We start from the raw sequence: 23,742 nt of genomic DNA, 5'->3' as shown, positions 1-23,742 counted from the left end.
CATGAAGTGCCCCTTCTGCAGCCACCTCGAAACGCAAGTTGTTGAAACGCGGGTGTCTGAGGATGGGGTCTTCATCCGCCGCCGCCGCCAGTGCGGCGCGTGCGACAAGCGCTTTACCACCTATGAGCGGCCGGAAGTGAACTTCCCGGCCATCGTCAAAAAAGACGGTCGGCGCATTGAATATGACCGCAGCAAGCTGCTGGGCTCTTTCAACCTGGCGTTGCGCAAGCGCCCGGTCAGCACCGACCAGATCGACAGCGCCATCGAGCGCATCGAAGAAAAGCTGCTCAACCTGGGCCAGCGCGAAGTGATCTCCAGCCGCATTGGCGAGCTGGTGATGCGTGAGCTCAAGAAGCTCGACAAGGTGGCTTACATCCGCTTTGCCAGCGTGTACCGCAGCTTTGAAGACATCGACGACTTTCGCGCCATGGTGGATGAGGTGCGCAAGTAGCCACGCCCCCCAGGGTGGCCGTCACGCGGATGACCGCCCCTTTGCAGCCCCCGCCCCTGCTACCTCGTCTGGCCAATGCAGAGCGCGGCACCGTTGGCATACATTGCGCACTCCCAGGTTCTGCCATGGCCCCTGCGCATGTCGCGCAAGCTACTCTGCAACAGCTACCAATTTGATAGCTATCGCGGCATGATGGACTAGCGCTTCAAGCGGTTTTCGCATCAAAACTGCCATCCAACACTCCGGCAAGCACTGCGCAGGTGCCTGACAATGCGCGCGGTGAAAACCCGCCATTTCCTGCAGCTGGTGCTGCTGTCTGCCCTGTGGGGCGCTTCCTTTTTGTTCATCCGCATCGCCAGCCCGGTACTGGGTCCGAATGTGATGGCCGCGCTGCGCATTGGGCTGGCCACTCTCACGCTGATCGGCATCATGCGCTGGGTGGGTGAGCCTTGGCCCTGGCGCCACTGGCGGGAACTGCTGGGGCTGGGTGCGCTGACGGTGGCAGCGCCTTTTCTGCTGTACGCCTGGGCAGCCCTGCACCTGCCTGCGGGCTACAGCTCTCTGCTGAACACCATGGCTGTGCCGTTTGGCGTGATCGCCGCCGCCTGGATGAAGGAAGACACGCTGAGCACGCGCAAATGGGCGGGCTGCCTCTGCGGCTTTGCAGGGGTCGCGCTGATCGTGCAGCTGGGGCCTGTGGCGCCCACCTCGGCGGTACTGCTTGCGGCAGGCGCGTGCGTGACCGCTGCGGCGTGCTACGGCCTGTCTCTCACCTGGATGAAGCGGGCGACCACCCGCATGTCACCGCTGTCGATCGCGGCCGGCATCCACGCCGCTGCCCTGGTGCTGCTGCTGCCCGGGGCGGCCTGGACATTGCCCACCGCACGTTTCACTCCCGAGGCGCTGGCCGCCGTAGCCGTGATGGGCATCGTGACCTCGGGGCTCGCCTACTGGCTCAACCTGCGGGTCCTCAAACATGTCTCGCCCGTGGCCGCCATGAGTTCCGCCTTCATGATCCCGCTGTTCGGCGTGGCCTGGGGCCATATCTTTCTGGGCGAGGCACTGGGGCCGGGCATACTCTGGGGCGGCGCGCTGGTGCTGGTGGCGACCGGACTGGTCACCGGCTTCAACCCGCTGCAATGGCTGGGCGCGCTGCGCCGCACAGACGGCTAAGCGGCAGCCCCCCACCCAGCGAGCACCCAATGCCTTTGGTGCTCCTCAGCGCGCGGCAGGCGCAACGCGGGTGATGCGGTGGGTAGCGGGCGGTGCCACCGGGCTCTGCAGCCGGAAGTACGCCTCCAGCGCATCCAGGTCCAGCTCACCCACGCGCCGGTCCTGGCCTTGCGTCAGCACCGTGAAGTTGTCACCACCGCTGTCCAGAAAGCTGCTCATCACCACACGCACGGACTGCAGGTCTGTCACCGGCGCACCATTCAGCACCATGTGGCTGATGCGCGCCCCGGCGGGCTGGCTCAGGTCGTAGCGGTAACTGAACCCGCTGGACACCGACAACACCCGGGGCCGCTGCACGGTGTTGCCCCCGCTGGCGAACTGCTGCTCCAGCACCGCGCGGATCTGCGCACCCGTGAAGGTCTTGATCACCAGCTGGTTGCCAAAAGGCTGCACCGCATACAGCTGGCCGTAACGCACCAGCCCTTGCTCATCCGGCACCAGGTCAGCGCGCAGGCCGCCCGGGTTCATGAAGGACAGCTGCGCACCACCATCCGCAGGCGCTCGTGTGGCCAGCAGCTGGGCGTCCGCCACCAGATTGCCCAGCACGCTCTCCAGCGCCGCGTTGGGCTGGCGGCGCATGGCCCCTTGGGCCTGCCCCACTGGACGCTGGGCCAGCGGAATGGCGGCAGCGCGGTAGGTGTCGATGATCTTTTGCACGCCGGGATCCGCAGGGAACGTCGGCACGGCCGTGGTCAGCGGCACCGGCCCCTGGGCGCCCGTGAAGGCCTCGCCCTGCACCACCACATTGCGCGCCGTCTTGCTCACCACACGGCGGGTCTGCGTATCCACGCGCAGCTGGATGTCGGTGAGCAGCGTGCCGTACTGGCCTGCGCTGGTCAGCAAAAACGGCTTGGCCGGGTTCACGCGGCTGTAGTCGCACACATAGGCCTGGTGCGTGTGGCCCGAGACCACCACATCCACGGCCGGGTCCAGGCGCTCCAGGATGGGCACGATGTCGCCAGACAGACCTGCGCAGCTGGTCTCCTGCACGCCCGCCGTGGTGCCCCCGCCTTCATGGATGGCCACCACAATCACATCGGCACCTTGGGCCTTGAGCTGAGGGATCAGCGCGTTGGCCGTGGCCGCCTCGTCCTCAAAACGCAGCCCAGCGACCCCGGACGGGCTGACCATGGTCGGTGTGGCCTGCAGCGTGAGGCCAATGAACCCCATGGTGACGGTGACGCCGCCTTCGGTGAACCGCTTGAGCCCCGTGGCGGGCAGCAGGGTGCGCCCGTCCTCGCGCAGTGTGTTGGCGGCCAGCAGGCCAAACTTAGCGCCCTCGAACGGTTTGCTGATGCGGCAGGGCTCGCGCGAGGTGAACTTCTCGCAGCCACCGTTCTGCAGCCGCAGTAGCTCTCGCCAGCCCCGGTCAAACTCGTGGTTGCCGACCGCGTTGAAGTCGATCTGCATGCGGTTGACGGCCTCAATGGTGGGCTCGTCCAGGAACAGCGACGACACCAGCGGCGAGGCCCCCACCATGTCACCCGCCGACACCACCGCATGGTGCGGCGACTGGGCCTTGAGGGCGGCCATGGCACTGGCGAAATACGCCATGCCCCCGGCAGGCGCCAGCACCGGTCCCGTGGGCCCCTGCACCCGATGCGCCATGTGGGGCGGCTCCAGGTTGCCGTGCAGGTCGTTGAAGCCGATGAGGGTGATGTCGATGTGGGCCGGCGCGCTACCCGCCGCAGGGGGGGCGGTGGGCGAGATGGATGTCATGCCGCCACAGCCAGCCAGCCACAGCGGTATGGCCAAGGCGGCCAGAGCCCGGCGACGGAAGGCCCGGGACAAGCGGTTGCTCATACAGAGGCACCGCCTCAGGGACGGTGGGAGTTGGTGTTACAGAAACGAGGCCTGGATCGGCGGCACAGGCGGCACCACATCGCCGCACTGGGCACGGTGGCGCAGCGCGTGCTCCATCACCACCAGCGCCAGCAGCGCCTCGGCAATCGGCGCGGCGCGAATGCCCACGCAGGGGTCGTGGCGGCCCTTGGTGATCACCTCGGTGCTCTTGCCGTGGATATCGATGGACTCGCGCGGGCTGATGATGGAGCTGGTGGGCTTGATGGCGATGCTCACCTCCAGGTCTTGCCCCGTGCTGATGCCGCCCAGCACGCCACCGGCGTTGTTGGTGCGAAAGCCCTGCGGCGTCATGGAGTCGCCGTGCATGGTGCCCCGGTGGGCCACGCTGGCAAAGCCTGCACCAATCTCCACGCCCTTCACGGCATTCAAACCCATCATGGCGTGGGCAATGTCGGCGTCGAGCTTGTCGTACAGCGGCTCGCCCAGGCCCACCGGCACGCCCGTGGCCTGCACCCGGATGCGGGCGCCGCACGAGTCACCGGCCTTGCGCAGGGCGTCCATGTAATCCTCGTACTGCTGCACGTCGGCCACGGGGGCGAAGAAGGGGTTGCTGCGCACATGGTCCCAGCTCTCGAACGGGATGGGCAGCTCGCCCAGCTGCGTCATGCAGGCACGGAACTCAGCGCCATATTGCTGCGCCAGCCACTTCTTGGCCACGGCGCCTGCAGCCACCGTGGGCGCCGTCAGGCGGGCGGAAGACCGGCCGCCGCCGCGCGGGTCGCGGATGCCGTACTTGTGCCAGTAGGCGTAGTCGGCATGGCCCGGGCGGAAGCTCTCGGCGATGTTGCTGTAGTCCTTGCTGCGCTGGTCGGTGTTGCGGATCAGCAGGGCAATGGGGGTGCCGGTGGTCTTGCCCTCGTACACGCCAGAGAGGATCTCCACCGCGTCGGGCTCGTTGCGCTGCGTGACGTGGCGGCTGGTGCCAGGTCGGCGCCGGTCCAGGTCGGCCTGGATGTCAGCCTCGGTGAGCGGCATGCCGGGCGGGCAGCCGTCAATCACGCAGCCAATGGCCGGGCCGTGGGATTCACCAAAGTTGGTGACTGCGAATAGGGTACCGATGGTGTTGCCGCTCATGGGGCGGGATTATCCCAGAGCCCCGGGTGCCCGACGCACGGCCACACCGGTTTGCTGAGGTGCACTCCCCCGCAGCTCCTACGTCACCGCACCCACGAGGCACCAAGCGCCCGATACGTGGCGCCTTTGCACAGGCATGACATATCCTGCTTGGCAGGGTTCTGGACGCTTGTTAGCATGTAAACATCGATTTTTGGGATCTCCATGCCCGCCCTCGCGCCACCCTCTCCGGGTCCGATATCACCTTCCCGCACCCTTCTGACTGCCGCCCTGGCAGATGCCCCCCTTCGCCGCGCACTGGACGCCAGCGACAACGCGGTGGTGATGACCAACAGCTCCAAGCGTGTGGTGTATATCAATGAAGGATTTACGCGGTTGTTTGGATACCAGCCCGCCGAGGTGCTGGGCCGGCACCTGAGCGAGGTCTTGCTGGGCCCCCACTCCGACCCGGACCTGCTCGAAAGCATCCGGGGCAATGTGCTGACCAAAGGCAGTTTTCGCACGGATACCCTGCTTTACAGCAAGGCGGGGCAACCCCGCTGGGTGTCCTTGGTGATCAATGCGTCCGACGAAAGCTCCGGCGGACCGGGGGGCAGCATTTCGATCCTGACCGACATCACGCTCACCAAGATGCACGAGGTCCTGCAGACGCATGTGCTGGAGGGCATGGTCAACGAGTTGCCCCTGCCGGAGCTGATGGCCCTGGTCTGCCGCGAGGTCGAACGCATCGCGCCCGAGGTCACCGCCACCATCCTGGCGGTAGACGCACAAGGCCGGCTGCACCCGCTGGCGGCGCCTAGCCTGCCACCCACCATCAGTCATGCGCTGGACGAACTGGCGATTGGCCCCACGGCCGGGTCGTGTGGCACCGCGGCCTTCCGCAATGCGCCCGTGGTGGTCACCGACATGGCCACAGACCCACTCTGGGACGACTACCGCGACCTGTTTGCCGACAGCGGTTTGCGCGCCTGCTGGTCCAGTCCCATTCGCGACCACCGGGGCCAGCCGATCGGCACCTTTGCGTTTTACTTCCGCGAACCGCGCGCACCCGACGCGCTGCATCAGCGCCTTGTCGATGTATGCCTGCACCTGTGTGCGCTGGCCATCGAACGCAACAGCACACACGAGCGCATCCACCAGCTCGCGTTTTTTGATGTGCTGACGGGGCTGCCCAACCGGGCCCTGTTTCGCAGCAGCGGAGAGCGGGCGCTGGCCGACCTGCAGCGGGGGCGCCATACCGGCGCGCTGCTGTTCCTCGATCTGGACCGATTCAAACAGATCAACGACACCCAGGGGCACGCCGCAGGCGATGCGCTGCTGAGCGAGGTGGCCCAGCGCCTGACCCAAGGCCTGCGTGCGCGTGACCTGATCGCGCGCCTGTCGGGCGACGAATTCGTGCTGCTGCTCTCCGAATGCACCACCGAACAGGCCGTGCAAAGCGCCCAGCGCGTGCTGCACGACATTGCCCAGCCGCTGGACATCTTCGGGCAGACCCATGTGCCCCACGCCAGCATCGGCATTGCGATGTTTCCGAACGATGGAGACACCATCGACACCCTGCTGCGCCATGCCGACCAGGCCATGCACCAGGCCAAAAGCGACCATCGCCACAGCCTGCAGCTTTTCAGCGCCGAGATGAACCGCCGTGCCCAGGAGCGCGCCTCGCTGGAGCGCGCGCTGCAGCAGGCGCTGTCCGACCGCAGCCTCACGCTGCACTACCAGCCGCAGGTTCTCAGCAGTTCCCCCGGCACCTTGCACGGTGTGGAGGCTCTGGCGCGCTGGAACCACCCGCAGTGGGGCATGGTGCCGCCGTCGCAGTTCATCCCCGTGGCCGAGGACGCCGGGCTGATCCATGAGCTGACCCTGTGGCTGCTGGACGAAGCCTGTCGCCAGCTGGCGGCCTGGCGCGCTGCAGGCCACGACGTGCCCTGCGTGGCCATCAACCTGTCGGGCCGCAGCTTCCACCGGCCGGAGTTTGCGCAGGAGATCAGCGATGCGCTGCAGCGCCATGGCCTGCGCGCCAGCGATGTGCTGCTGGAGATCACGGAGAGCGTGATGATGGATGCGCGGCCCGTCACGCTGCAGAACATCGAGGCCCTGCACCACCAGGGCTTCAAGCTGTCGCTGGATGACTTCGGCACCGGCTATTCCAGCCTGAGCTACCTGCACCGCCTGCCCATCAGCGAGCTCAAGCTCGACATGGCTTTTGTGCAGGACCTCACCACCAGCGCCACGGCGCGCGCCCTAACGGTGTCGGTGCTGAGCATTGCGCACAGCCTGGGCATGGTGGTGGTGGCCGAGGGGGTGGAGACCACCGGCCAGCAGCAGTGGCTGCAGGCCCACGGCTGCCCGGTCATGCAGGGCTACCTGTTCGGCAAGCCGCTACCACCCGATGAGATCGAGGCCTGGCTGTGCGCCCAGGCGCCTCGCCCCTATCACTGACCTGGCTAGAGGCACATCTGTGCCGTCATGCCGGGGCGCGGGCCTCGCGCCCTGCCCACAACCTCAGGTACGGGGTTCTTCTTCCGGCCAGTCCCGGATGTAGGCCTTGAGCATCTTGTTCTCGAAGTTCTGGCTGTCCACCACGGCCTTGGCCACGTCATAGAAGCTGATCACGCCCATCAGCATGCGGCGGTCCATCACGGGCATGTAGCGTGCGTGGCGGTCCAGCATCATGCGGCGCACTTCGTCCATGTCGGTTTCAAGCGTGCAGGTCAGGGGCGCATCGTCCATGGCCGTGCGCACCAGCATCGTGCCCACGCTGCCGCCGTTCTTGACCAGCGCCTGGATCACTTCGCGGAAGGTGAGCATGCCCACCAGGTCGCCATGCTCCATCACCACCAGCGAGCCAATGTCGCGCTCTGCCATCAGGCTCACGGCACCCGCCAGCGGCTCGTCCGGCGATGCGGTGTAGAGGGTGTTGCCTTTGACGCGAAGGATGTCGCTGACTTTCATGGTGCGGAGTCTCCGGGGGATCGGGAAGAATCGGAAAGAGTATGTGTGGGCCCGCACACACCAGCACATCCGCTGGGGTTGCCCAGGTGCTGCAGGCTGTTTGTCAGCAAATATAGCCCACAATGCCCGCCTGCATTGACAACATGGGAGACACACAGATGCCCGGTTACTCCGACCCCGGCTTTGACACGCTGGCGCTGCACGCAGGCGCCAGCCCCGACCCCGCCACCGGCGCGCGCGCCGTGCCTATCCACCTGACCACCTCGTTCGTCTTCGAGTCGAGCGACCATGCCGCGTCCCTATTCAATCTGGAGCGCGGCGGCCATGTGTACAGCCGCATCAGCAACCCCACCAATGCGGTACTGGAGCAGCGCGTGGCCGCCTTGGAAGGCGGCGTGGGCGCGATCGCCACCGCCAGCGGCCAGGCTGCATTGCACCTGGCGATTGCCACATTGATGGGCGCGGGCAGCCATATCGTGGCCAGCACGGCGCTGTATGGCGGATCGCAGAACCTGCTGCACTACACGCTGTCGCGCTTCGGCATCGAGACCACGTTTGTGAAGCCCGGCGATATCGACGGCTGGCGCGCTGCGGTGCGCCCCAACACCAAGCTGCTCTTTGGCGAGACCGTGGGCAACCCTGGCCTCGATGTGCTGGACATCCCTACCGTATCCTCTATCGCCCATGAAGCGGGCGTGCCGCTGCTGGTGGACTCCACCCTCACCTCGCCCTGGCTCATCAAGCCTTTTGAACATGGAGCGGATCTGGTCTACCACTCGGCCACCAAGTTCCTCTCAGGCCATGGCACCGTGGTGGGGGGCATTGTGGTGGACGGAGGGAGCTTTGACTGGGACGGTCCAAAGTCGGTCGGCAAATTTTCCGAACTCACGCAGCCGTACGACGGCTTTCACAATATGGTGTTCACCGAAGAGAGCACCGTGGGCGCCTTTCTGCTGCGCGCGCGGCGCGAGGGCCTGCGCGACTTTGGCGCCTGCATGAGCCCGCACACCGCCTGGCTCATCCTGCAAGGCATCGAGACCCTGCCGCTGCGCATGGCGCAGCACATGCGCAACACGGAGAAGGTGGTCGAATTTTTGGCCGTGCAGCCGTTTGTGTCGCGCGTGGGCCACCCGCTGCTGGAGTCTCACCCCAGCCATGCCTTGGCGCAAAAGCTGCTGCCCCGCGGTGCGGGCTCGGTATTCAGCTTTGACCTCAAGGGCAACCGCGAGCAGGGCAAGAAATTCATCGAAACCCTCAAGGTCTTCAGCCACTTGGCCAACGTGGGCGACTGCCGCAGCCTGGTGATCCACCCGGCCAGCACCACGCATTTCCGCATGAGCGACGAAGCGCTGGCGGGCGCAGGCATCAGCCAGGGCACGATCCGCCTGTCCATCGGTCTCGAAGATGCCGACGACCTCATTGACGACCTGAAACGCGCGCTCAAAGCCGCAGAAAAGGCGGGGGCCTGACCATGCACATCCAAGTCAACGGTGCCGCCATCTACTGCTACACCGGCGGCAAGGCATTTGATGCCGCCAAACCGACCGTGGTGTTCATCCATGGTGTGCTCAACGACCACAGCGTGTGGGCCCTGCAAAGCCGTTACATGGCCAACCACGGCTGGAACGTTCTGGCCATCGACCTGCCCGGCCACTGCCGCAGTGGCGGCGATGCCCCCGCCACGGTGGAGCAAGGCGCGGACTTCATCGGCGCGCTGCTCGATGCCGCGGGCGTGCAGCGCGCGGCGCTGGTAGGCCACAGCTGGGGTTCCCTCATCGTCATGGAAGCCGCTGCGCGCCTGAAGGACCGCATCAGCCACCTGGTGCTGGTGGGCACCGCCTTCCCGATGAAGGTATCGCCCGCACTCATCGAGGCCTCGCAGACCGACCCGGAGAAGGCGATGCGCATGGTCAATGTGTTTTCCCGCAGCACCCTGTCTGCGCCCCCGTCGGCCCTGGGCCCGGGCACCTGGGTGTTTGGTGCAGGCATGGCGCTGGGGCGCAAGGTGCTGCGCAGCAACACGGCAGTCAACGTGTTCCACCGGGGATTTGTGGCCTGTGATAGCTATGCCGGTGGAGAAGCGGCCATGGCGCAACTGACCTGCCCCGTGCTGTTTGCGCTGGGCAGCCAGGACCAGATGACTGCGCCCAAGGCGGCACAGGGTCTCGTCAAGGCTGCCCAGGCGGCGGGCAAGCAGGTGCAGATCGCCCACCTGCCCGTGGGCCACAACCAGATGACCGAGGCGCCTGAAGAGACACTGGCCGCCATCCGGGACTTCCTGGCCCGGTGACTCCCAAACCCCGGCGCGCTGGCAGGCCCGCCGGGGCTTTCAGAACCCGTTCAAAGCGGCAGACCCGTTGGCGACAGCACACCCGCACTGCCCCGCTGGTGCGCACCGGGGCCACGGCGTATAACGCGGGCAGAGCCCCAACGCCGCCCGGAGACAACCCCATGACCACCCAGACTGCCACCCCGCAACCAGCGCCCAGCACGGACCCTCGGGCCTTCAAGCGCTTCGCGGACTTCTACCCGTTCTACCTGAGCGAACACAGCAACCGCACGTGCCGCCGCCTGCATTTTGTGGGCTCCACGCTCACGCTGGTCTGCCTGGCCATGCTGGTGGCCACGGGCAAGCCCCAGTACCTCCTGTACGGCCTGCTCTGCGGCTACGGCTTTGCCTGGCTAGGGCACTTCGGCTTTGAAAAGAACAAGCCCGCCAGCTTCAAGCGCCCGCTGTACAGCTTCATGGGCGACTGGGTCATGTACAAGGACATCTGGACGGGTAAAGTGCCCCTGTGAGATGACTTGGAGCCCCAGAGGCTGGAAGCGCTAGTGCAACATGCCTCATTAGCTCTTATTTGTATAGCAATGAGCCGCTATTTGAAGGCAGTCATTCACACCGGTCAACGCGCCTGCAGCACATCCGCCATGTGCAAGCTTTCGAGCCTGGCGTTGACCCACAGCGGCCCCAGGCTGTCCACGCGCTGCAGCAGCAAGCGCTGCACCAGGGGCGCAAGCAAGGTGCTTTCCGGGTCGGCCAGCAGCACATAGCGGGACTCGGGCACGTCGGCCGCACTCACCGCAGCATCGGCCACCTGTCCAACCCAGTCCAGCGCGGTCAGGGCTTCCAGCACCGGCTCCAGCTGCAATCCATCGACCCGCAGCAACTGGGCCAGCTGGCTGGGGCGCAGGCCCTTGATGGGCTGCTGGCGCGCACGGTGCAGCGCCTGCAGCACCTCCACCGCCAGCTGGAACGTCCAGCCCGCCACCGTGCCGCGCCGCGCCACCCCCGCCAGCAGGCTGGGCAGGTACGCGGTCACCACAGCACCCAGCAGCACGATGACCCAGGCCACATAGATCCAGACCAGCAAGATGGGCAGCGTGGCAAACGCGCCGTACACCACCGAGTAGGTGGGCACCTTGCCCAGGTACACCGCCAGCACCTTCTTGGCCAGCTCGATGCACACCGCCACAAAAAAGCCGCCCGTCCAGGCGTGCCGCCATTTCACCGGCGTGTTGGGCACATAGTGGTACAGCGACGCCATGCCGCCCGCCAGCACCACAAACTGGATCGAATCGAACAGCAACTGCACGCCGTCCGGCAGGCGCTTGACCAGCCCGCCCGAGGCCGACATCACATACGAAGTGAGGGCCAGGCTCGCGCCCATCAGCAACGGGCCGAGCGTGATGGCCGCCCAGTAGATCAGCACCCGCTGGCCCAGCGGCCGCAGGCGCTGCACGCGCCAGATGTCGTTGAGCGTGCGGTCGATGGTCAGGATTAGTGCCAGCGCCGTGGCCAGCAGGATGCTGAACCCCGCCACCCCCAGGCTGCTGGCCTTGGCCGCAAACTGCGTGAGGTAGCCCAGCACCTGCCGCGAGATGCTGTCGGGCACCAGGCTGCTGACCAGCCAGCCCTGGAGCGCGTCCTGCAGCTTGCCGAAGATGGGAAATGCGGTGAACACCGCCAGCGCCACGGTGAAGAAGGGCACCAGCGCCAGGATGGTGGTGAAGGTGAGGCTGCTGGCCGTGAGGCCCAGGTGGTCCTCACGAAAGCGCTCACGCAGTGTCTGGGCCGTGGTCTTCCATGGGAAGTGCGACAGCTCATTGATCAACGCCTCGGTGCGCGACGCTACTGTCTGTATGGAAAAAGGCATGGCCGATATGATGCCACCCCAATGACTGCCTCCCCCGCCATCCCTCTCCCACCGTCCGACAGCGGTGTTGCTGCCACCCGCTGGCTTGCCACTGGCAGCCTGCTCGCCCTGATTGTTCTGTGCCTGGCCTGGGAGCTGGTGCTGGCTCCCGTCAGGCCTGGCGGCTCGTGGCTGGCCATCAAGGCCCTGCCACTATGCATCCCGCTGGCAGGCATCCTGAAAAACCGCATGTACACCTACCGCTGGGTCAGCCTGGTGATCTGGCTGTACTTCACCGAAGGCGTGGTGCGCGGCTGGGGCGACAAGCCCCCATCGCAATGGCTGGCCTGGGGCGAAGTGGCCTTGTGCCTCGTGCTGTTCACCGCCTGCACGCTGCATGTGCGCGTGCGCCAGCGCAACGCCAAGGCAGCCGCCGCTGCGGCGGAAGCCAGCGCAGCGCCACCCGCCCCCTGATGCCCATGTCGCAGCCCTCCGCTACCCGATCAACCCACTGAACCCGTCGCTTCACCCATGACCACCTTGCTCGACACCCTGCGCACCATCGTCGGCCCCGCCCATGTGCTCAACGAAGGCGACCTCACTGCCTGGGAACAGGACTGGCGCCGCCGCGTGCGCGGCAAGGCCCTGGCCGTGGTGCGCCCTGCCAATACGCATGAGGTGGCCGCTGTGGTCAAGGCCTGTGCGGCAGCGGGCACCGCGATCGTTCCGCAAGGCGGCAACACTGGTCTGGCCGTGGGCTCGACGCCCGATGACAGCGGCACACAGATCGTGCTGAGCCTCACGCGCATGAACGCGGTGCGCAGCGTGGACACCGACAACCTGACCATGACGGTAGAAGCGGGCTGCATCCTGCAGAACCTGCAGGACGTGGCCGAGAAGGCCGGCGTGCTCTTCCCTCTGAGCCTCGCTGCCGAGGGCAGCTGCACCATTGGCGGCAACCTGGGCACCAACGCAGGCGGCACGCAGGTGGTGCGGTACGGCAATGCGCGCGACCTTTGCCTGGGCCTGGAAGTCGTCACCGCCCAGGGCGAGGTGTGGGATGGCCTCAAGGGCCTGCGCAAGGACAACACTGGCTACGACCTGCGCGACCTGTTCATCGGCAGCGAAGGCACGCTGGGCATCATCACCGCCGCGACGATGAAGCTCTACCCCGAGCCCGCCGCACGCCTCACCGCCTGGGCCGCCGTGCCATCCATGGAACACGCCGTGGCGCTGCTGGGCCAGGCGCACAAGCAGCTGGGCGCGGGCCTCACGGGCTTTGAGGTGATGGGCCAGTTTGCGCTGAGCCTGGTGGGCAAACACATGCCGCAGCTGCGCGTGCCGTTTCTGGGCGACGACAACGCGCCCTGGTGCGTGCTGCTCGAAAACTCCGACAGCGAATCCGAAGAACATGCGCGTGCACGGTTTGAATCGCTGCTGGAGACCGCGTTTGAAATGGGCTGCGTGACCGACGCCGTAGTGGCCGAGAACCTCACGCAGGCGCACCAGCTGTGGCACATCCGCGAGAGCATTCCGCTCGCCCAGGCCGAAGAGGGCCTGAACATCAAGCACGACATCTCGGTGCAGATCTCGCGCATCCCTGCCTTTGTGGCCCACACCGACGCGGTGCTGCAGCGCGAGATCCCCGGCGTTCGCCTGGTCAACTTCGGCCACCTGGGCGACGGCAACCTGCACTACAACGTGCAGGCACCGGCAGAAGGCGACCCCAAGGCCTTCCTGCGCGAGCACGAGGCGCACGTGAACCACCTGGTGTACGAGGCCGTGGCCGAGTTTGGCGGCTCGTTCTCGGCCGAGCATGGCATCGGCGAACTCAAGGCCGACAAGCTCGCCAAGTACCAGTCGCCCGTGGCGCTTGGCATGATGCGCGCCATCAAGCAGGCGCTGGACCCGCAGGGCATCATGAACCCGAAGCGCGTGCTGCAGTAAACCCACAGAAAGCTGACCCATGACCGCTGCCGTGACTGTGCGCCCGGTTCAACCCGAAGACTACGCCGCCTGGCGACCGCTCTGGGACGGCTACAACGCGTTCTACGGCCGCTTTGGCGCCACCGCGCTGCCGGAGCACATCACGCAAGCCACCTGGCAGCGGTTTCATGACGCGGCAGAGCCCATGTTCTGCCTGGTGGCGCAAGACGATGCCAGCGGTGAGCTGCTGGGCCTCACGCACTATGTGTTTCACCGCAGCATGACGCGCATCGAGCCCGTGTGCTACCTCAGCGACCTGTTCACCCGCGAAGCCGCGCGCGGCCGGGGCGTGGGACGGGCGCTGATCGAAGCGGTGTACGGCGCAGCGCGCACCGCCCGATCTTCCCGCGTGTACTGGCAAACCCACGAGACCAATGCCGCCGGGCGCCAGCTGTACGACAAGCTGGCCAAGCACCATGGTTTCATCGTGTACGCACAAGAACTTTGACAGCCACCCAAGGTCCGCCCATGACACTGCCTGATCTGCACCGCGCCATCGCCGAACACAAAGGCACGTTCTCCTGTGAGCGCATCAACAAGCCGCAAGAGACCAAAACGGTGAATTTTCAGCACCACATCCAGCCCCCCACTGCGCTGGATGCCCCCCTGCCCGGTGTGGGCCAGCTCGCCGCTTTCTACGCCACGTTCGGCGGCGTGCTGCTGTACCACGATGCCGACTCGGGCGACGCCGCCCGCTACATTGCCCCACCCGCTGAATGGCCCACGCTGCAAGAGGCGTTTGAGGGCTGTACGGAACACCTGAGCGACGAAGAACGCGAAGAGATCCTGCCCGACTGGATCGAACACTGCCAAGTGATTGGCGAGACACCCCATTCGGGCAACTACATCCTGATGGCGACCGATGGCGAGTGCGCCGGCCAGGTGTTCGAGTTCGACCACGATGGTTTTGAATTCACCCACGTGGCTGACGACCTGGTGGACTATGTGCAGCGCCTGCTCCACCTCGACAGCCCCACGCTGGCCAACATCGCTTCGCACATGCGCTTCATCGACAAGAACACGGGGGCACAGTGGTGGATTCTGGAAATGAGCGACAACCAGGGCCACCGGGTGCGTACCGACGTGTGAGCTGCGGCAGGGCAGGAAGCACCTATCGCTATAAAAATGAGAGCTTTCAGCGCATATAAATTGCGCGCCAGAGGCCATTTTTAGGCTCTTCTAGCGAATGCTAGTGACGCCTTGACTCCCCATAGCCGCCTCCAGCACCAGTGCGGGCTGCGGCCCCATGGGGCCTGATCGGTCCAACATCCTGAACCAGCCCAGGTACGAATCAAGGTATTTCGTTGCAACGCCCTTGAAGCGCTGCATCCACCCGCGCAGCCTGCTGACATAGGCATTGACGTTTTGAACATGCCAGGGGCCTCTCACACGCCTACCCCGGCTCACGTTCACCGCCTGGTGCTGCACGCCCAGGGCCCGCGCAGCGCTGGCCAGTGTGACGCTGCCGTCGGTGCATAGGATGGTGTCTGGTGGCAGCAAGGGTTTGAGTGCAGTTTGCACACTCACCGCTTGGTTCGTCTGCAGGATGAGGTTGGCCGTTGCTCCGGCCCGGTCTCGCGCCATCAGCACCGGGGTGTATTCCAAGCCCTTGCAGCCAGCCAGCGCCTTACCGCCGCGTCGGCGAGGACGACGCAGCAAGCCTCTGTGTCCCTTGCAGGAGGCCAGGAAGTAAGACTCATCGGCCTCGGCGATGCCCACAAGCTGGCGTGCCTGCACGCTCTTGGGGCAGGCCAGGAAGCGGTGGCGCCAGCGAAAGGCGGTGCTTTGCGCCACACCCAGGCGCAGGGCCACCTGGTTGAGTGAGAGTCCTTCGCTCAAGACCTGCGCCTGGCCCATCCACTTATCCCGCAGATGCAGGCGTGCCAGCGGTGTTCCAGTCAAGGCGTTGAAGGTGCGCGCGCACTGGCGGCACTTGAAGCGTTGCAGCCCGTTGGCCGAGCCATTCTTGACAAGCTGCGGGCTGCCGCAGTGCGGACAGGTTCGGTGGGCGCTGCCATGTGCTTCTACAACGGCGATGGCTTGACTGTGATCGAGCAGCGCCTGCAGGCAGCTTGCCAGTTGCTGGCGCTGGTGGTGCGTCAGCTGGGGCAGGCTGTGGATCAAGCGCGTCATCTGTTGCTGTCGCATGGCCTTCTCCTGGGGCAGACGCAAGCGCGTCATGCTGGGGAGATGGGGGCGTAGCGCTACGGTTAAAGACTCATCACTAGCATTCGCTAGAAGAGCCCATTTTTACTAGAACATTCGCTCTCCCGTCCCTGACCTGAGGGGTGACGCCGCCGCCGAAAAGGTGACGTCACAACACCTTGCGCATTGGCTGTGCCTGTAGCCCCGCCCAGGTTTGCACCGCTCCATGCGGCGCATAGCCATGGCGACGATAAAAGGCCTCCGCAGTGCGCGTACTCTCCAACCCCAAAGCTGCGAGCCCCACCTCGCGTGCATGGGCCTCCACGTGCTGCAGCAGGCCCCGCCCCACCCCTTGGTGCAAGGCCTTTGGCACCACATAGCAAAGTGCCAGCGTGGCCCGCGCCAGCAGCGCAAAGCCCACCACCGTGTCGCCTCGGTACGCCCCCCATGCTGCAGCGCCCGGCGCGGAGATCCACGCAGTCAGGTTCTCGGGCGTCTTGTTGGCCAGCCAAGCCATCAGGATGGTGGGGTCATGGCCGTGGTCAAGTGCACAGCAGTGGGTGATGGATTGACGGATGACCGTGCAGGCGGCTTCTGCGGCATCGGGGCCCACAGGGATGATGCGGAGGGCTTCGGAGGCTGCGTTGTCGGGCCTCATGCCGATGCGGCCCGCGACAAGCCCACCAGCAACACAGCCAGCAATACGTAGAACAAAGATCCGGCGATGTACAGGCCGCTCGCAGTCACCACGCGTTGACCCTCGCGCCGAAACGACAACGCTCCGGCGGGAGCAAACATGCGGGCTTCCTTGTGGCGCACATGCTCTGTGCGCCAGCGACCCAGGCTGAGCACACGCACCACCAATGCGCCAGTGAATATCAGCAGCACATCGACGGCTGACCACAGCACCGCAACCACAAGATCAGTCATTGGCATCCCCAGCGAATCGGCGACGTTTGATCATAGACGGCCCGCCTCCAAGGGTGCGGGCGCAACCCCATGTCAGCGCGGGTCTTGGGCTGCGGGATGCTGCTGGCTCCATGCGCGGGCAGCCTCCCAGCCCGGCGGCACGCAGCCTTGCGCCATCACGCACAAACTGGCGCTGGCCAGCGCATGGCGCAGCGCCTGCTGGCACGCATCGGCCGCCAGCGCTTCGACAAACCGCACAAAGCTCGCACCACCGGCAGCCTGCGATTGCCGCAGCAAATGCGTCAGCAGCCCGGCTAGAAAGCTGTCGCCCGCGCCCACGGTGTCCACCACTGGCAGCGACTGGGCCTCTTTGGCAAAACGCTGCACGCCGTTGCGGTGCAGCAGCCAGGCGCCTTCCGCGCCCAGCGTGAGCGCCAGCAGATAGGCCTGTGGGTTCGCGGCCAGCAGGTGCTGCGCGCGGGCCAGGGCATCCACACCAGGCACAGCCAGATGCTCCAGGTCTTCGTCGCTGGCCTTGATGATGTGGGCGTGGGCCAGCGCGGCGTGCACCGTGGTGCGGTAGGCCGGCAGGTCGGGCATGACGGAGGGGCGCAGATTGGCATCGACCACCACACAGCGGCCTGCGGCGCGCTGGGCGGCCAGCCACGGCAGGTAGATGGCAGTGTCACGCGCGTCGAGCGCCAGCGCGCCGGTGCACACCAACTGCAGCGCGGGCAAGGCGGCGCAGCTATCGCCCAGACCTGCGGCGGACACGGCGCGGTCGGCCACGCCTTCGCGGTAGAAGGCGTAGTCAGGGTGGCCATGTGCGTCGAGGTTGACCACGGCCAGTGACGTGACCTGCTGCACGGGCTCGGGCTGGGCCAGCACCACGCCGTCAGCCACCAGTTGCGCAGCCAGTTCACGCCCAAAACGGTCGCGCGACAGGGGGTTGAGGTACTGGGTGCCCACGCCTTGGCGGGCCAGCGCACGGCACAGGTTGTAGAGCGCGCCGCCCAGGCACGGCAGGTAGCTGCCATCGGGGCGGCGGATCAGGTCGATGAGGGCCTCGCCAGCAATGGCGGCGTGGATGGGCGCTGTGCCGTGGGAAATCGTGGATGCGGAAGTCATGGACGTTTGGGAGGAAGCAGACAGTGCGTCAGAACTGCGATTGCAGCGCGGGGTATAGCGCGACAAAGCGGGCATAGCGTTCGGCCAGCTGGGCTTGTTGTGCGGGCTGTGGCATGAAGGTGGCGTCAGCGGGCAGGGGCTGGCACCAGTGGGCTTCGTCACCACCGCAGGCCATGGCCGCCAGGCGCGCAGCCCCCAGGGCGGCTGCGGCGTGTGCGCCCTGCGGGCGCTGCAGCGGTGTGCCCAGCGCGCTGGCCAAGAGCTGCGCCCAGGGGTTGCTGCGGGCACCGCCACCGACCAAGGCCAGGGCTGCGTCATCCCGGCGGGCAGCACCACCCTGCCTGGCCCCGGCAGCACGCATGGCATTGAGGCCATCGAGCAGGCCAAAGCCCACGCCTTCTATCACCGCATAGGCCAGGTCCGCCGCTTCGTGCTCGGCCCGCAGGCCCATGAACACGCCGGTGGCAGCCGCGTTGTTGTGCGGTGTGCGCTCGCCACTCAGGTACGGCAAAAACAGCGGCGCCTGCGCCTGGCGGGTGGTGCTGAGGGTGCCCACAGCGTCAGACAGTTGCGCCTCGTCGCCACGCCCCATGAGCCGGGTGACCCAGCCAAACGCACTCGCTGCACTGAGCATGACGGACATGTGGTGCCAGCGCTGCGGCAGCGCATGGGCAAAGGCATGCACGGCGCGCTCGGTGGCAGGCGCAAAAGCGTCCGTCACGCGAAAGACCACACCCGAGGTGCCCAGCGACACAAAGCCCTGCCCCGCAGTGCGGGCGCCCACGCCCACGGCACTGGCGGCGTTGTCGCCTGCGCCAGCAGCGACGACGATGCTGTCACCGAACCCCCAGCGGCGTGCCACATCCCTGCGCAGTGTGCCTGTGGGCGCACTGCCCTCGGCCAGCGTCGGCATGTGCGAAACATCGAGCCCACAGGCTTGCAACATGGCCGGGCTCCAGGCGCGCGCCTGCACGTCCAGCCACAGCGTGCCTGATGCGTCGGACATGTCGCTCACTGCATCGCCGGTGAGTTGCAGGCGCAGCCAGTCCTTGGGCAGCAGCACGGTGCGGATCTGGTCGAACACGGCGGGCTCGTGCGTGCGCAGCCACAGCAGCTTGGGCGCGGTGAAGCCGGGCATGGCGAGATTGCCGGTGATCTGGCGCGAAGTGGGCACAGCCGATTCCAGCTGCGCACATTCGGCGCTGGCGCGGCCGTCGTTCCACAAGATGGCCGGGCGCAGCACCTGGCCCTGCGCGTCCAGTACCACCGCGCCATGCATGTGGCCCGAGAGGCCGATGCCCCGCACCTGCGCCCACGCTGCGGGAGCCTGCGCGCGCAACTGCGCCACGGAGGTCTCCACAGCGGCCCACCAGTCGGCGGGGTGCTGTTCGCTCCAGGTGGGCTGGGGGCGCAGCTGGGGCACGGCGGCATCTGCCGTAGCGACCACAGTGTGCGCATCGTCCAGCAGCAGGAGCTTGACACCCGAGGTGCCTAAATCGATTCCGAGGTACATGGGTGATGGACAGATGTCAGTGATTCACAGTGAAAGCCATGGCCCGGCCTTCGCCTTTGGCGGGCTGCGTGCAGGGGTCACGCAACAAGGGCCTTCCCCCCTCTCAGGGTGCAGATCCGGCCGGGGATCAAGAAGTCTTTCCAAACCTTCCCGCGCCCTGCTTGCGGTACTCGCTGGGCGTCATGCCCTTGATGTCCAGAAAGCGGCGGTTGAAGTTGGCCATGTTGTTGAAGCCCACGTCATACGCAATGTGGGTGATGTAGCGCTCAGTCTCCATCAGCAGCTGGCACGCGCGGTTCACGCGCACCAGGTTCACGAAGTCGGTGAAGGTATTGCCCGTGGCGCGGCGGAAGAAGCGCGAAAAGCGGCTCTCCGTCATGCCCAGCTCTTGCGCCAGGTCGGCCGCCGACAGCGGGTCGGCCAGGTGGTCGGTGATGCGGCTCACGATGGCGTTGATCTGGTCGAGCTGGGTATCGTTGTCCTCGCTCTGCAGTTGCGTGCTCGACAGCAGGCGAAAGTCGGTGCAGCGCGCCAGGTCGCTCATGAACTCACAGAAAGCGCCGAACCGGGCGAGCCCCTGGCGCGCCTTGATGCGGTGCCAATGCTCTTGCGCCTGCGCTTCCATGCCAAAGAACTCCACACCGTGGCGCGCGCGCTCCAGCAGAGGCAGCACCTCGCGCAGCTCGGGGATGGTCTCGCTGCTGGCCACCAGCGGCGCGTGCGAGAACTGGATCACCAGGTCGCGCAGCGGCACGCCGCCTTCGGGCAGATCCATACTGATCCAGTTGTGCGGCAGGCGCGGCCCGGTCAGCACCAGGTGGCCGGGCTGGAACTGACCGATCCAGTCCCCCACAAAGACCTTGCCAGAGGTCGCGGTGATCAGGTGCAGCTCGTACTCGTCGTGGTAATGCCAGCGCGCCAGCGGCGTGGGAAACCCGTGCGACAAACAACGGATGAAGCCCGCCGTCTCGGGCGACTCGTAGCCCAACGCGGGCGAGCGCACATAGTCGTGCTCCAGCTCGGGCTTGGTCTGGCGCGGGGCGATGGGCATCTTCACGGTCATGGCGGTAGTGGGCTCAAATTACACCAGCATCAGGCGCCTGTCCGCTCTGCCACAAAAGCCAACACGCGGGCATAGGCTTTGCGCAACGCGTCTACGAGTCGGGGGTGGCCGGCCATCTCGCCCCACAAGGTCGTGTCGGCTGCAAAGGCCGCCACGGGGTTAGCGGCATCGCAGATGGCATGGGCCACGGCGGGATCCATGGCCTGGTCCTGGTAGCTGTAGGGGATCTGCCCCGCGTGCCAGCGCTGCAGGTAGGCCAGGAACAGCGCGGGCAGCATGGCCACGCTGTCGAACGACGCGTTGCGCGCCAGTCGGTCACGGATGGTGGGCGCAATCATGCCGGGGATCTTGGAGAACGCATCCATGGCCACGCGCTGGTTGGTGTCGGCGATGGCAGGGTTGCCGAAGCGGTCCAGCACCACGTCGCGGTACTGCTCCAGGTTGATGGGGCATGGCTGCTCTGGGGTGTGGAGCACCGGGATCGCGTCGTCGGTGACGTAGTCGTAGGCCATCTGGCGAATGGCCGCGTCGTGTGTGCCTTCGTGGATGTACTGGTAACCTGCCAACGTGCCCGCCCAGGCAATGCAGCTGTGGGTGGCGTTGAGCAGGCGGATCTTGGCCTCTTCGTGCGCCTGCACCGACTGCACCATCTCGACACCGACCGTTTCCCACGAGGGGCGGCCTGCGATGAAGTCGTCTTCGATGACCCACTGGATAAAGCTTTCACCCATGAGTGCGGCCTTGTCGCCCCAACCCGTTGCAGCCCTCACGCGCTCGGCCACATCGGGCGTGGGGCGCGGCGTGATGCGGTCCACCATGGCGTTGGGGCTGGTGGTGTTCTGCTCTACCCACTCTTTCAGTGGCGCATCGCCCAGCGCCTCGATGAACTGCAGCAGCCCGCCGCGCGAGCGGTCGCCGTTGTGGCGCAGGTTGTCGCAGTTCATCAGCGTCACAGCGCCTGCACCGGCTGCCCTGCGCGCGCGCAGGATGCTGACCAGGCCGCCATAGATGGTGTGACCTGCCTGGCCCGCCTTCACGGCCGCCAGGTCGGCGCGCAGGTCGGCAAAAGTGGGCCAGTCGAGCTGGTTCTGGGCATCCAGGTAGTAGCCCGCTTCGGTCACCGTGAAGCTGATGATGCGGGTGGCGGGGTCGGCACCCATGGCAATCAGCGGGGCCAGGTCGTCCTGGTAGGGGATCACACGCTGGATCGACTCGATGACGGTGTAGTTGCGCTCGCCTTGGGGGGTGACGGTTTCGAGCGTGTAGCGCCCATCCTGCGCTTGCAGCGCCGCGATGGTGTCGGCCATGTCGGGGCGCAGGTTGCCGCCTGCGATGGCCCAACCCGTGTCGCCCTGCTGGCGCAATGCGTGAACGTAAACGGCCTGGTGGGCGCGGTGGAACGAGCCCAGGCCCAGGTGCAGGATGAAATTCATGGTGCGTGACTGCGGGTTTCTAGAGATCAAAGTTCGTGGGCATCATCACGACATCGCGGATGGTCATGCCGCGTGGGCGGGTGAGCATGAAAAGCACCACGTCGGCCACTTCGGAGGCCTCGATGAGGCTGCCGCTGGCCTTGGCCTCGGCCAGCTTTTCCTCAGGCCAGTCGGCCAGCAGCGAGGTGATGACGGGCCCGGGCGAGATGGAACCCACACGAATGCCGTGCTTGAACACCTGGCGGCGCACGGTCTGCACGAAGCAGTTGACCGCCCACTTGGACGATGCGTAGACGGGCTCCCACGGCGTGGGGAAATGCGCGGCCAGCGAGCTGGTGACGATGATGTCGCCCGTGCCGCGCTCGATCATGTGGGGCAGCACGTTGTGCACGTTCTTCATCACCACGTTGACGTTCAGGTTCAGCATGCGGTCGATGGCGTCGGGGTCGGCATCCACCAGGTCGCCGCCCACATACAGCCCGGCGTTGGCGTGGAAGATGTCGAGCTGCCCCGCGAGCGCCAGCGTGCGCTGCAGCAGGCTGGCGCATTGCCTGGCATCGAGCAGGTCCAGCACCAGCGGCAAGGCGCCGGGGCCGATGGCTGCACACGCCTTGGCCAGCGCGGCCTCGTCGCGATCGATGAGCACCACACTCGCGCCAGCGTGGGCCATGGCTTGGGCACTGGCAAAGCCGATGCCCGATGCGGCGCCGGTAACGGCCGCCACCTTGCCTTGAAGTTCTTGTCCGCGTGGCATGGAAGCAGTCATGGCGGTCATGCGGTCTGGCGGGCCACCACGCGGCCGTTCGGGTCGAACCAATGGGCTTGCGAGGCATCGATGTCCAGGCAAACCGCATCGCCCGCACGCAGGCTTGTGCGGTCGTTCTGGCGCGCCACAAACTGCGCGCCGCTGGGCGTGCTCACGTAGATCAGCGTCTCTGCGCCCAATGCTTCCACCAGGTCCACCTGGCCCGGCACCGGCGTCGCGCCGGTGTTGCGCACCGTGATGTTCTCGGGGCGCAGGCCGATGGCGCCGCCCTCGGCCCCGGCGGGTGCCTGCTGCTGCACGGGCGATGGCAGCTGCGGCAAGGGCACCACATTCATCTGCGGCGTGCCGATGAACTGGGCCACGAACTGGTTGGCGGGCTTGTCGTACAGCTCCAGCGGCGTGCCCACCTGCTCGATGACGCCGTCGCGCAGCACCACCACGCGGTCGGCCAGTGTCATGGCCTCCACCTGGTCGTGCGTGACGTAGATGGTGGTGGCCCCGAGGTCGCGGTGCAGCTTGGCGATCTCCACCCGCGTCTGGCCGCGCAGCGCCGCGTCGAGGTTGGACAGTGGCTCGTCAAACAAAAACACCTTGGGCGCGCGCACGATGGCGCGGCCGATGGCTACGCGCTGGCGCTGCCCGCCCGACAGCTCCTTGGGCGTGCGCTGCAGGTACTGCGTGAGGTTGAGGATGCGCGCGGCGTTCTGCACCTTCTCGTCGATCACCTGCTTGTCCACCTTGGCGAGCTTGAGCGCGAAGCTCATGTTCTCGTACACGCTCATGTGCGGGTACAGCGCATAGCTTTGGAACACCATCGCCAGGTCGCGCTTGCTCGATGGCTGGTCGGTAATGTCGCGGCCGTCCAGCATCAGGGTGCCGCCGTCGATGTTTTCGAGCCCCGCGATCAGCCGCAGCAGCGTGGACTTGCCGCAGCCCGAGGGGCCGACGAAGACGATGAACTCGCCTTGCTGGATGGTGAGGTCGATGCCCTTGATGGCGCGGTGCTCACCAAAGAATTTCTCGATGCCGCGCAGTTGAAGGTAGGCCATGGAATCGGGTTCCTGAAATCTTAAAAACTGGGAGGAAAACT

General features: G+C 66.2%; 23 protein-coding genes. 10 read left to right on the top strand and 13 right to left on the bottom strand.

The annotated features are described in order from the left end of the window. Position 1: 1 nt before the first annotated feature. Both nrdR and CLU87_RS06155 read left to right on the top strand, forming a co-directional pair. Complete coding sequence (gene nrdR, locus CLU87_RS06160; RefSeq protein WP_015013541.1) at positions 2–451, top strand: transcriptional regulator NrdR; 450 nt, start codon at positions 2–4, stop codon at positions 449–451. A gap of 270 nt (positions 452–721) precedes the next feature. Continuing rightward, on the top strand, positions 722–1,624 hold the full coding sequence (locus CLU87_RS06155) for a DMT family transporter (protein WP_099729875.1): 903 nt from the start codon (positions 722–724) through the stop codon (positions 1,622–1,624). Positions 1,625–1,669: 45 nt separating this feature from the next. On the opposite strand, the gene CLU87_RS06150 is transcribed toward CLU87_RS06155, so the two are convergent. Both CLU87_RS06150 and aroC read right to left on the bottom strand, forming a co-directional pair. Continuing rightward, entirely contained in the window at positions 1,670–3,487 is a 1,818-nt protein-coding gene (locus CLU87_RS06150; protein ID WP_099729874.1) for a bifunctional UDP-sugar hydrolase/5'-nucleotidase, read from the bottom strand. Between the two features lie 36 nt (positions 3,488–3,523). Further along, positions 3,524–4,621, bottom strand: coding sequence for a chorismate synthase (aroC, locus tag CLU87_RS06145; protein WP_099729873.1), 1,098 nt, complete (start codon positions 4,619–4,621; stop codon positions 3,524–3,526). Positions 4,622–4,825: 204 nt separating this feature from the next. Between aroC and CLU87_RS06140 the strand changes: the two genes are divergently transcribed. After that, on the top strand, positions 4,826–7,063 hold the full coding sequence (locus tag CLU87_RS06140) for an EAL domain-containing protein (RefSeq protein WP_099729872.1): 2,238 nt from the start codon (positions 4,826–4,828) through the stop codon (positions 7,061–7,063). A gap of 63 nt (positions 7,064–7,126) precedes the next feature. On the opposite strand, the gene CLU87_RS06135 is transcribed toward CLU87_RS06140, so the two are convergent. Then, the gene (locus tag CLU87_RS06135) at positions 7,127–7,576 is read right to left on the bottom strand and encodes a CBS domain-containing protein (protein ID WP_015013536.1); all 450 of its coding nucleotides are present in this window, start codon (positions 7,574–7,576) and stop codon (positions 7,127–7,129) included. Positions 7,577–7,734: 158 nt separating this feature from the next. On the opposite strand from CLU87_RS06135, the gene CLU87_RS06130 reads away from it, so the two are divergent. From CLU87_RS06130 to CLU87_RS06120, 3 genes are all read left to right on the top strand, one after another. Beyond that, positions 7,735–9,045 (top strand): O-acetylhomoserine aminocarboxypropyltransferase, encoded by a 1,311-nt coding sequence (locus CLU87_RS06130; protein WP_099732062.1) that lies wholly within the window; start codon positions 7,735–7,737, stop codon positions 9,043–9,045. 2 nt (positions 9,046–9,047) lie between these two features. Then, entirely contained in the window at positions 9,048–9,866 is an 819-nt protein-coding gene (locus CLU87_RS06125; RefSeq protein WP_099729871.1) for an alpha/beta fold hydrolase, read from the top strand. A gap of 161 nt (positions 9,867–10,027) precedes the next feature. Further along, positions 10,028–10,375, top strand: a complete 348-nt coding sequence (locus CLU87_RS06120; RefSeq protein ID WP_099729870.1) for an Mpo1-like protein — start codon at positions 10,028–10,030, stop codon at positions 10,373–10,375. Between the two features lie 104 nt (positions 10,376–10,479). Here the strand turns inward: CLU87_RS06120 and CLU87_RS06115 are convergent, their stop codons facing one another. After that, on the bottom strand, positions 10,480–11,730 hold the full coding sequence (locus tag CLU87_RS06115) for a YihY family inner membrane protein (RefSeq protein ID WP_056067158.1): 1,251 nt from the start codon (positions 11,728–11,730) through the stop codon (positions 10,480–10,482). A 21-nt stretch (positions 11,731–11,751) separates the two neighbouring features. Between CLU87_RS06115 and CLU87_RS06110 the strand changes: the two genes are divergently transcribed. Genes CLU87_RS06110 through CLU87_RS06095 form a run of 4 tightly spaced genes read left to right on the top strand, consistent with a single transcriptional unit; the run spans position 11,752 to position 14,784 of the window. Beyond that, the gene (locus CLU87_RS06110) at positions 11,752–12,183 is read left to right on the top strand and encodes a DUF2069 domain-containing protein (RefSeq protein ID WP_056067156.1); all 432 of its coding nucleotides are present in this window, start codon (positions 11,752–11,754) and stop codon (positions 12,181–12,183) included. 57 nt (positions 12,184–12,240) lie between these two features. Then, positions 12,241–13,656 (top strand): FAD-binding oxidoreductase, encoded by a 1,416-nt coding sequence (locus tag CLU87_RS06105; RefSeq protein WP_099729869.1) that lies wholly within the window; start codon positions 12,241–12,243, stop codon positions 13,654–13,656. A 19-nt stretch (positions 13,657–13,675) separates the two neighbouring features. Then, positions 13,676–14,143 carry a GNAT family N-acetyltransferase gene (locus CLU87_RS06100; RefSeq protein WP_099729868.1) on the top strand — a complete coding sequence of 156 codons (468 nt, stop codon included), beginning with the start codon at positions 13,676–13,678 and terminating at the stop codon, positions 14,141–14,143. Positions 14,144–14,163: 20 nt separating this feature from the next. Continuing rightward, a complete protein-coding gene (locus tag CLU87_RS06095) occupies positions 14,164–14,784 on the top strand; it encodes an SMI1/KNR4 family protein (protein ID WP_099729867.1) in 621 nt (206 codons plus the stop codon). A gap of 90 nt (positions 14,785–14,874) precedes the next feature. On the opposite strand, the gene CLU87_RS06090 is transcribed toward CLU87_RS06095, so the two are convergent. The 9 genes from CLU87_RS06090 to CLU87_RS06050 all read right to left on the bottom strand — a co-directional run bounded on the left by CLU87_RS06090 (position 14,875) and on the right by CLU87_RS06050 (position 23,701). Further along, the gene (locus CLU87_RS06090) at positions 14,875–15,843 is read right to left on the bottom strand and encodes an IS1595 family transposase (RefSeq protein WP_099729449.1); all 969 of its coding nucleotides are present in this window, start codon (positions 15,841–15,843) and stop codon (positions 14,875–14,877) included. Positions 15,844–16,009: 166 nt separating this feature from the next. Beyond that, complete coding sequence (locus tag CLU87_RS06085; RefSeq protein ID WP_099729866.1) at positions 16,010–16,498, bottom strand: GNAT family N-acetyltransferase; 489 nt, start codon at positions 16,496–16,498, stop codon at positions 16,010–16,012. Continuing rightward, a complete protein-coding gene (locus tag CLU87_RS06080; RefSeq protein WP_099729865.1) occupies positions 16,495–16,770 on the bottom strand; it encodes a hypothetical protein in 276 nt (91 codons plus the stop codon). The genes CLU87_RS06085 and CLU87_RS06080 overlap by 4 nt, the downstream gene beginning before the upstream one ends. Positions 16,771–16,842: 72 nt before the next feature. Next, positions 16,843–17,877, bottom strand: a complete 1,035-nt coding sequence (locus tag CLU87_RS06075) for a PfkB family carbohydrate kinase (RefSeq protein WP_099729864.1) — start codon at positions 17,875–17,877, stop codon at positions 16,843–16,845. A 28-nt stretch (positions 17,878–17,905) separates the two neighbouring features. Further along, positions 17,906–19,390 carry a xylulokinase gene (gene xylB, locus CLU87_RS06070; protein ID WP_099729863.1) on the bottom strand — a complete coding sequence of 495 codons (1,485 nt, stop codon included), beginning with the start codon at positions 19,388–19,390 and terminating at the stop codon, positions 17,906–17,908. A gap of 127 nt (positions 19,391–19,517) precedes the next feature. Continuing rightward, complete coding sequence (locus CLU87_RS06065; protein ID WP_056743668.1) at positions 19,518–20,453, bottom strand: AraC family transcriptional regulator; 936 nt, start codon at positions 20,451–20,453, stop codon at positions 19,518–19,520. Positions 20,454–20,482: 29 nt separating this feature from the next. Continuing rightward, on the bottom strand, positions 20,483–21,886 hold the full coding sequence (gene dalD, locus CLU87_RS06060; protein ID WP_099729862.1) for a D-arabinitol 4-dehydrogenase: 1,404 nt from the start codon (positions 21,884–21,886) through the stop codon (positions 20,483–20,485). Positions 21,887–21,905: 19 nt separating this feature from the next. Further along, a complete protein-coding gene (locus CLU87_RS06055) occupies positions 21,906–22,652 on the bottom strand; it encodes an SDR family oxidoreductase (protein ID WP_199170802.1) in 747 nt (248 codons plus the stop codon). Positions 22,653–22,657: 5 nt separating this feature from the next. After that, positions 22,658–23,701 (bottom strand): ABC transporter ATP-binding protein, encoded by a 1,044-nt coding sequence (locus CLU87_RS06050; RefSeq protein WP_099729861.1) that lies wholly within the window; start codon positions 23,699–23,701, stop codon positions 22,658–22,660. Positions 23,702–23,742 lie beyond the last annotated feature (41 nt).

The sequence above is a fragment of the Acidovorax sp. 59 genome (genome assembly GCF_002754175.1).
In the GTDB taxonomy this organism is placed as follows: Bacteria; Pseudomonadota; Gammaproteobacteria; order Burkholderiales; family Burkholderiaceae_C; genus Acidovorax; species Acidovorax delafieldii.
This window is presented reverse-complemented; position numbering and strand designations above follow the sequence as displayed.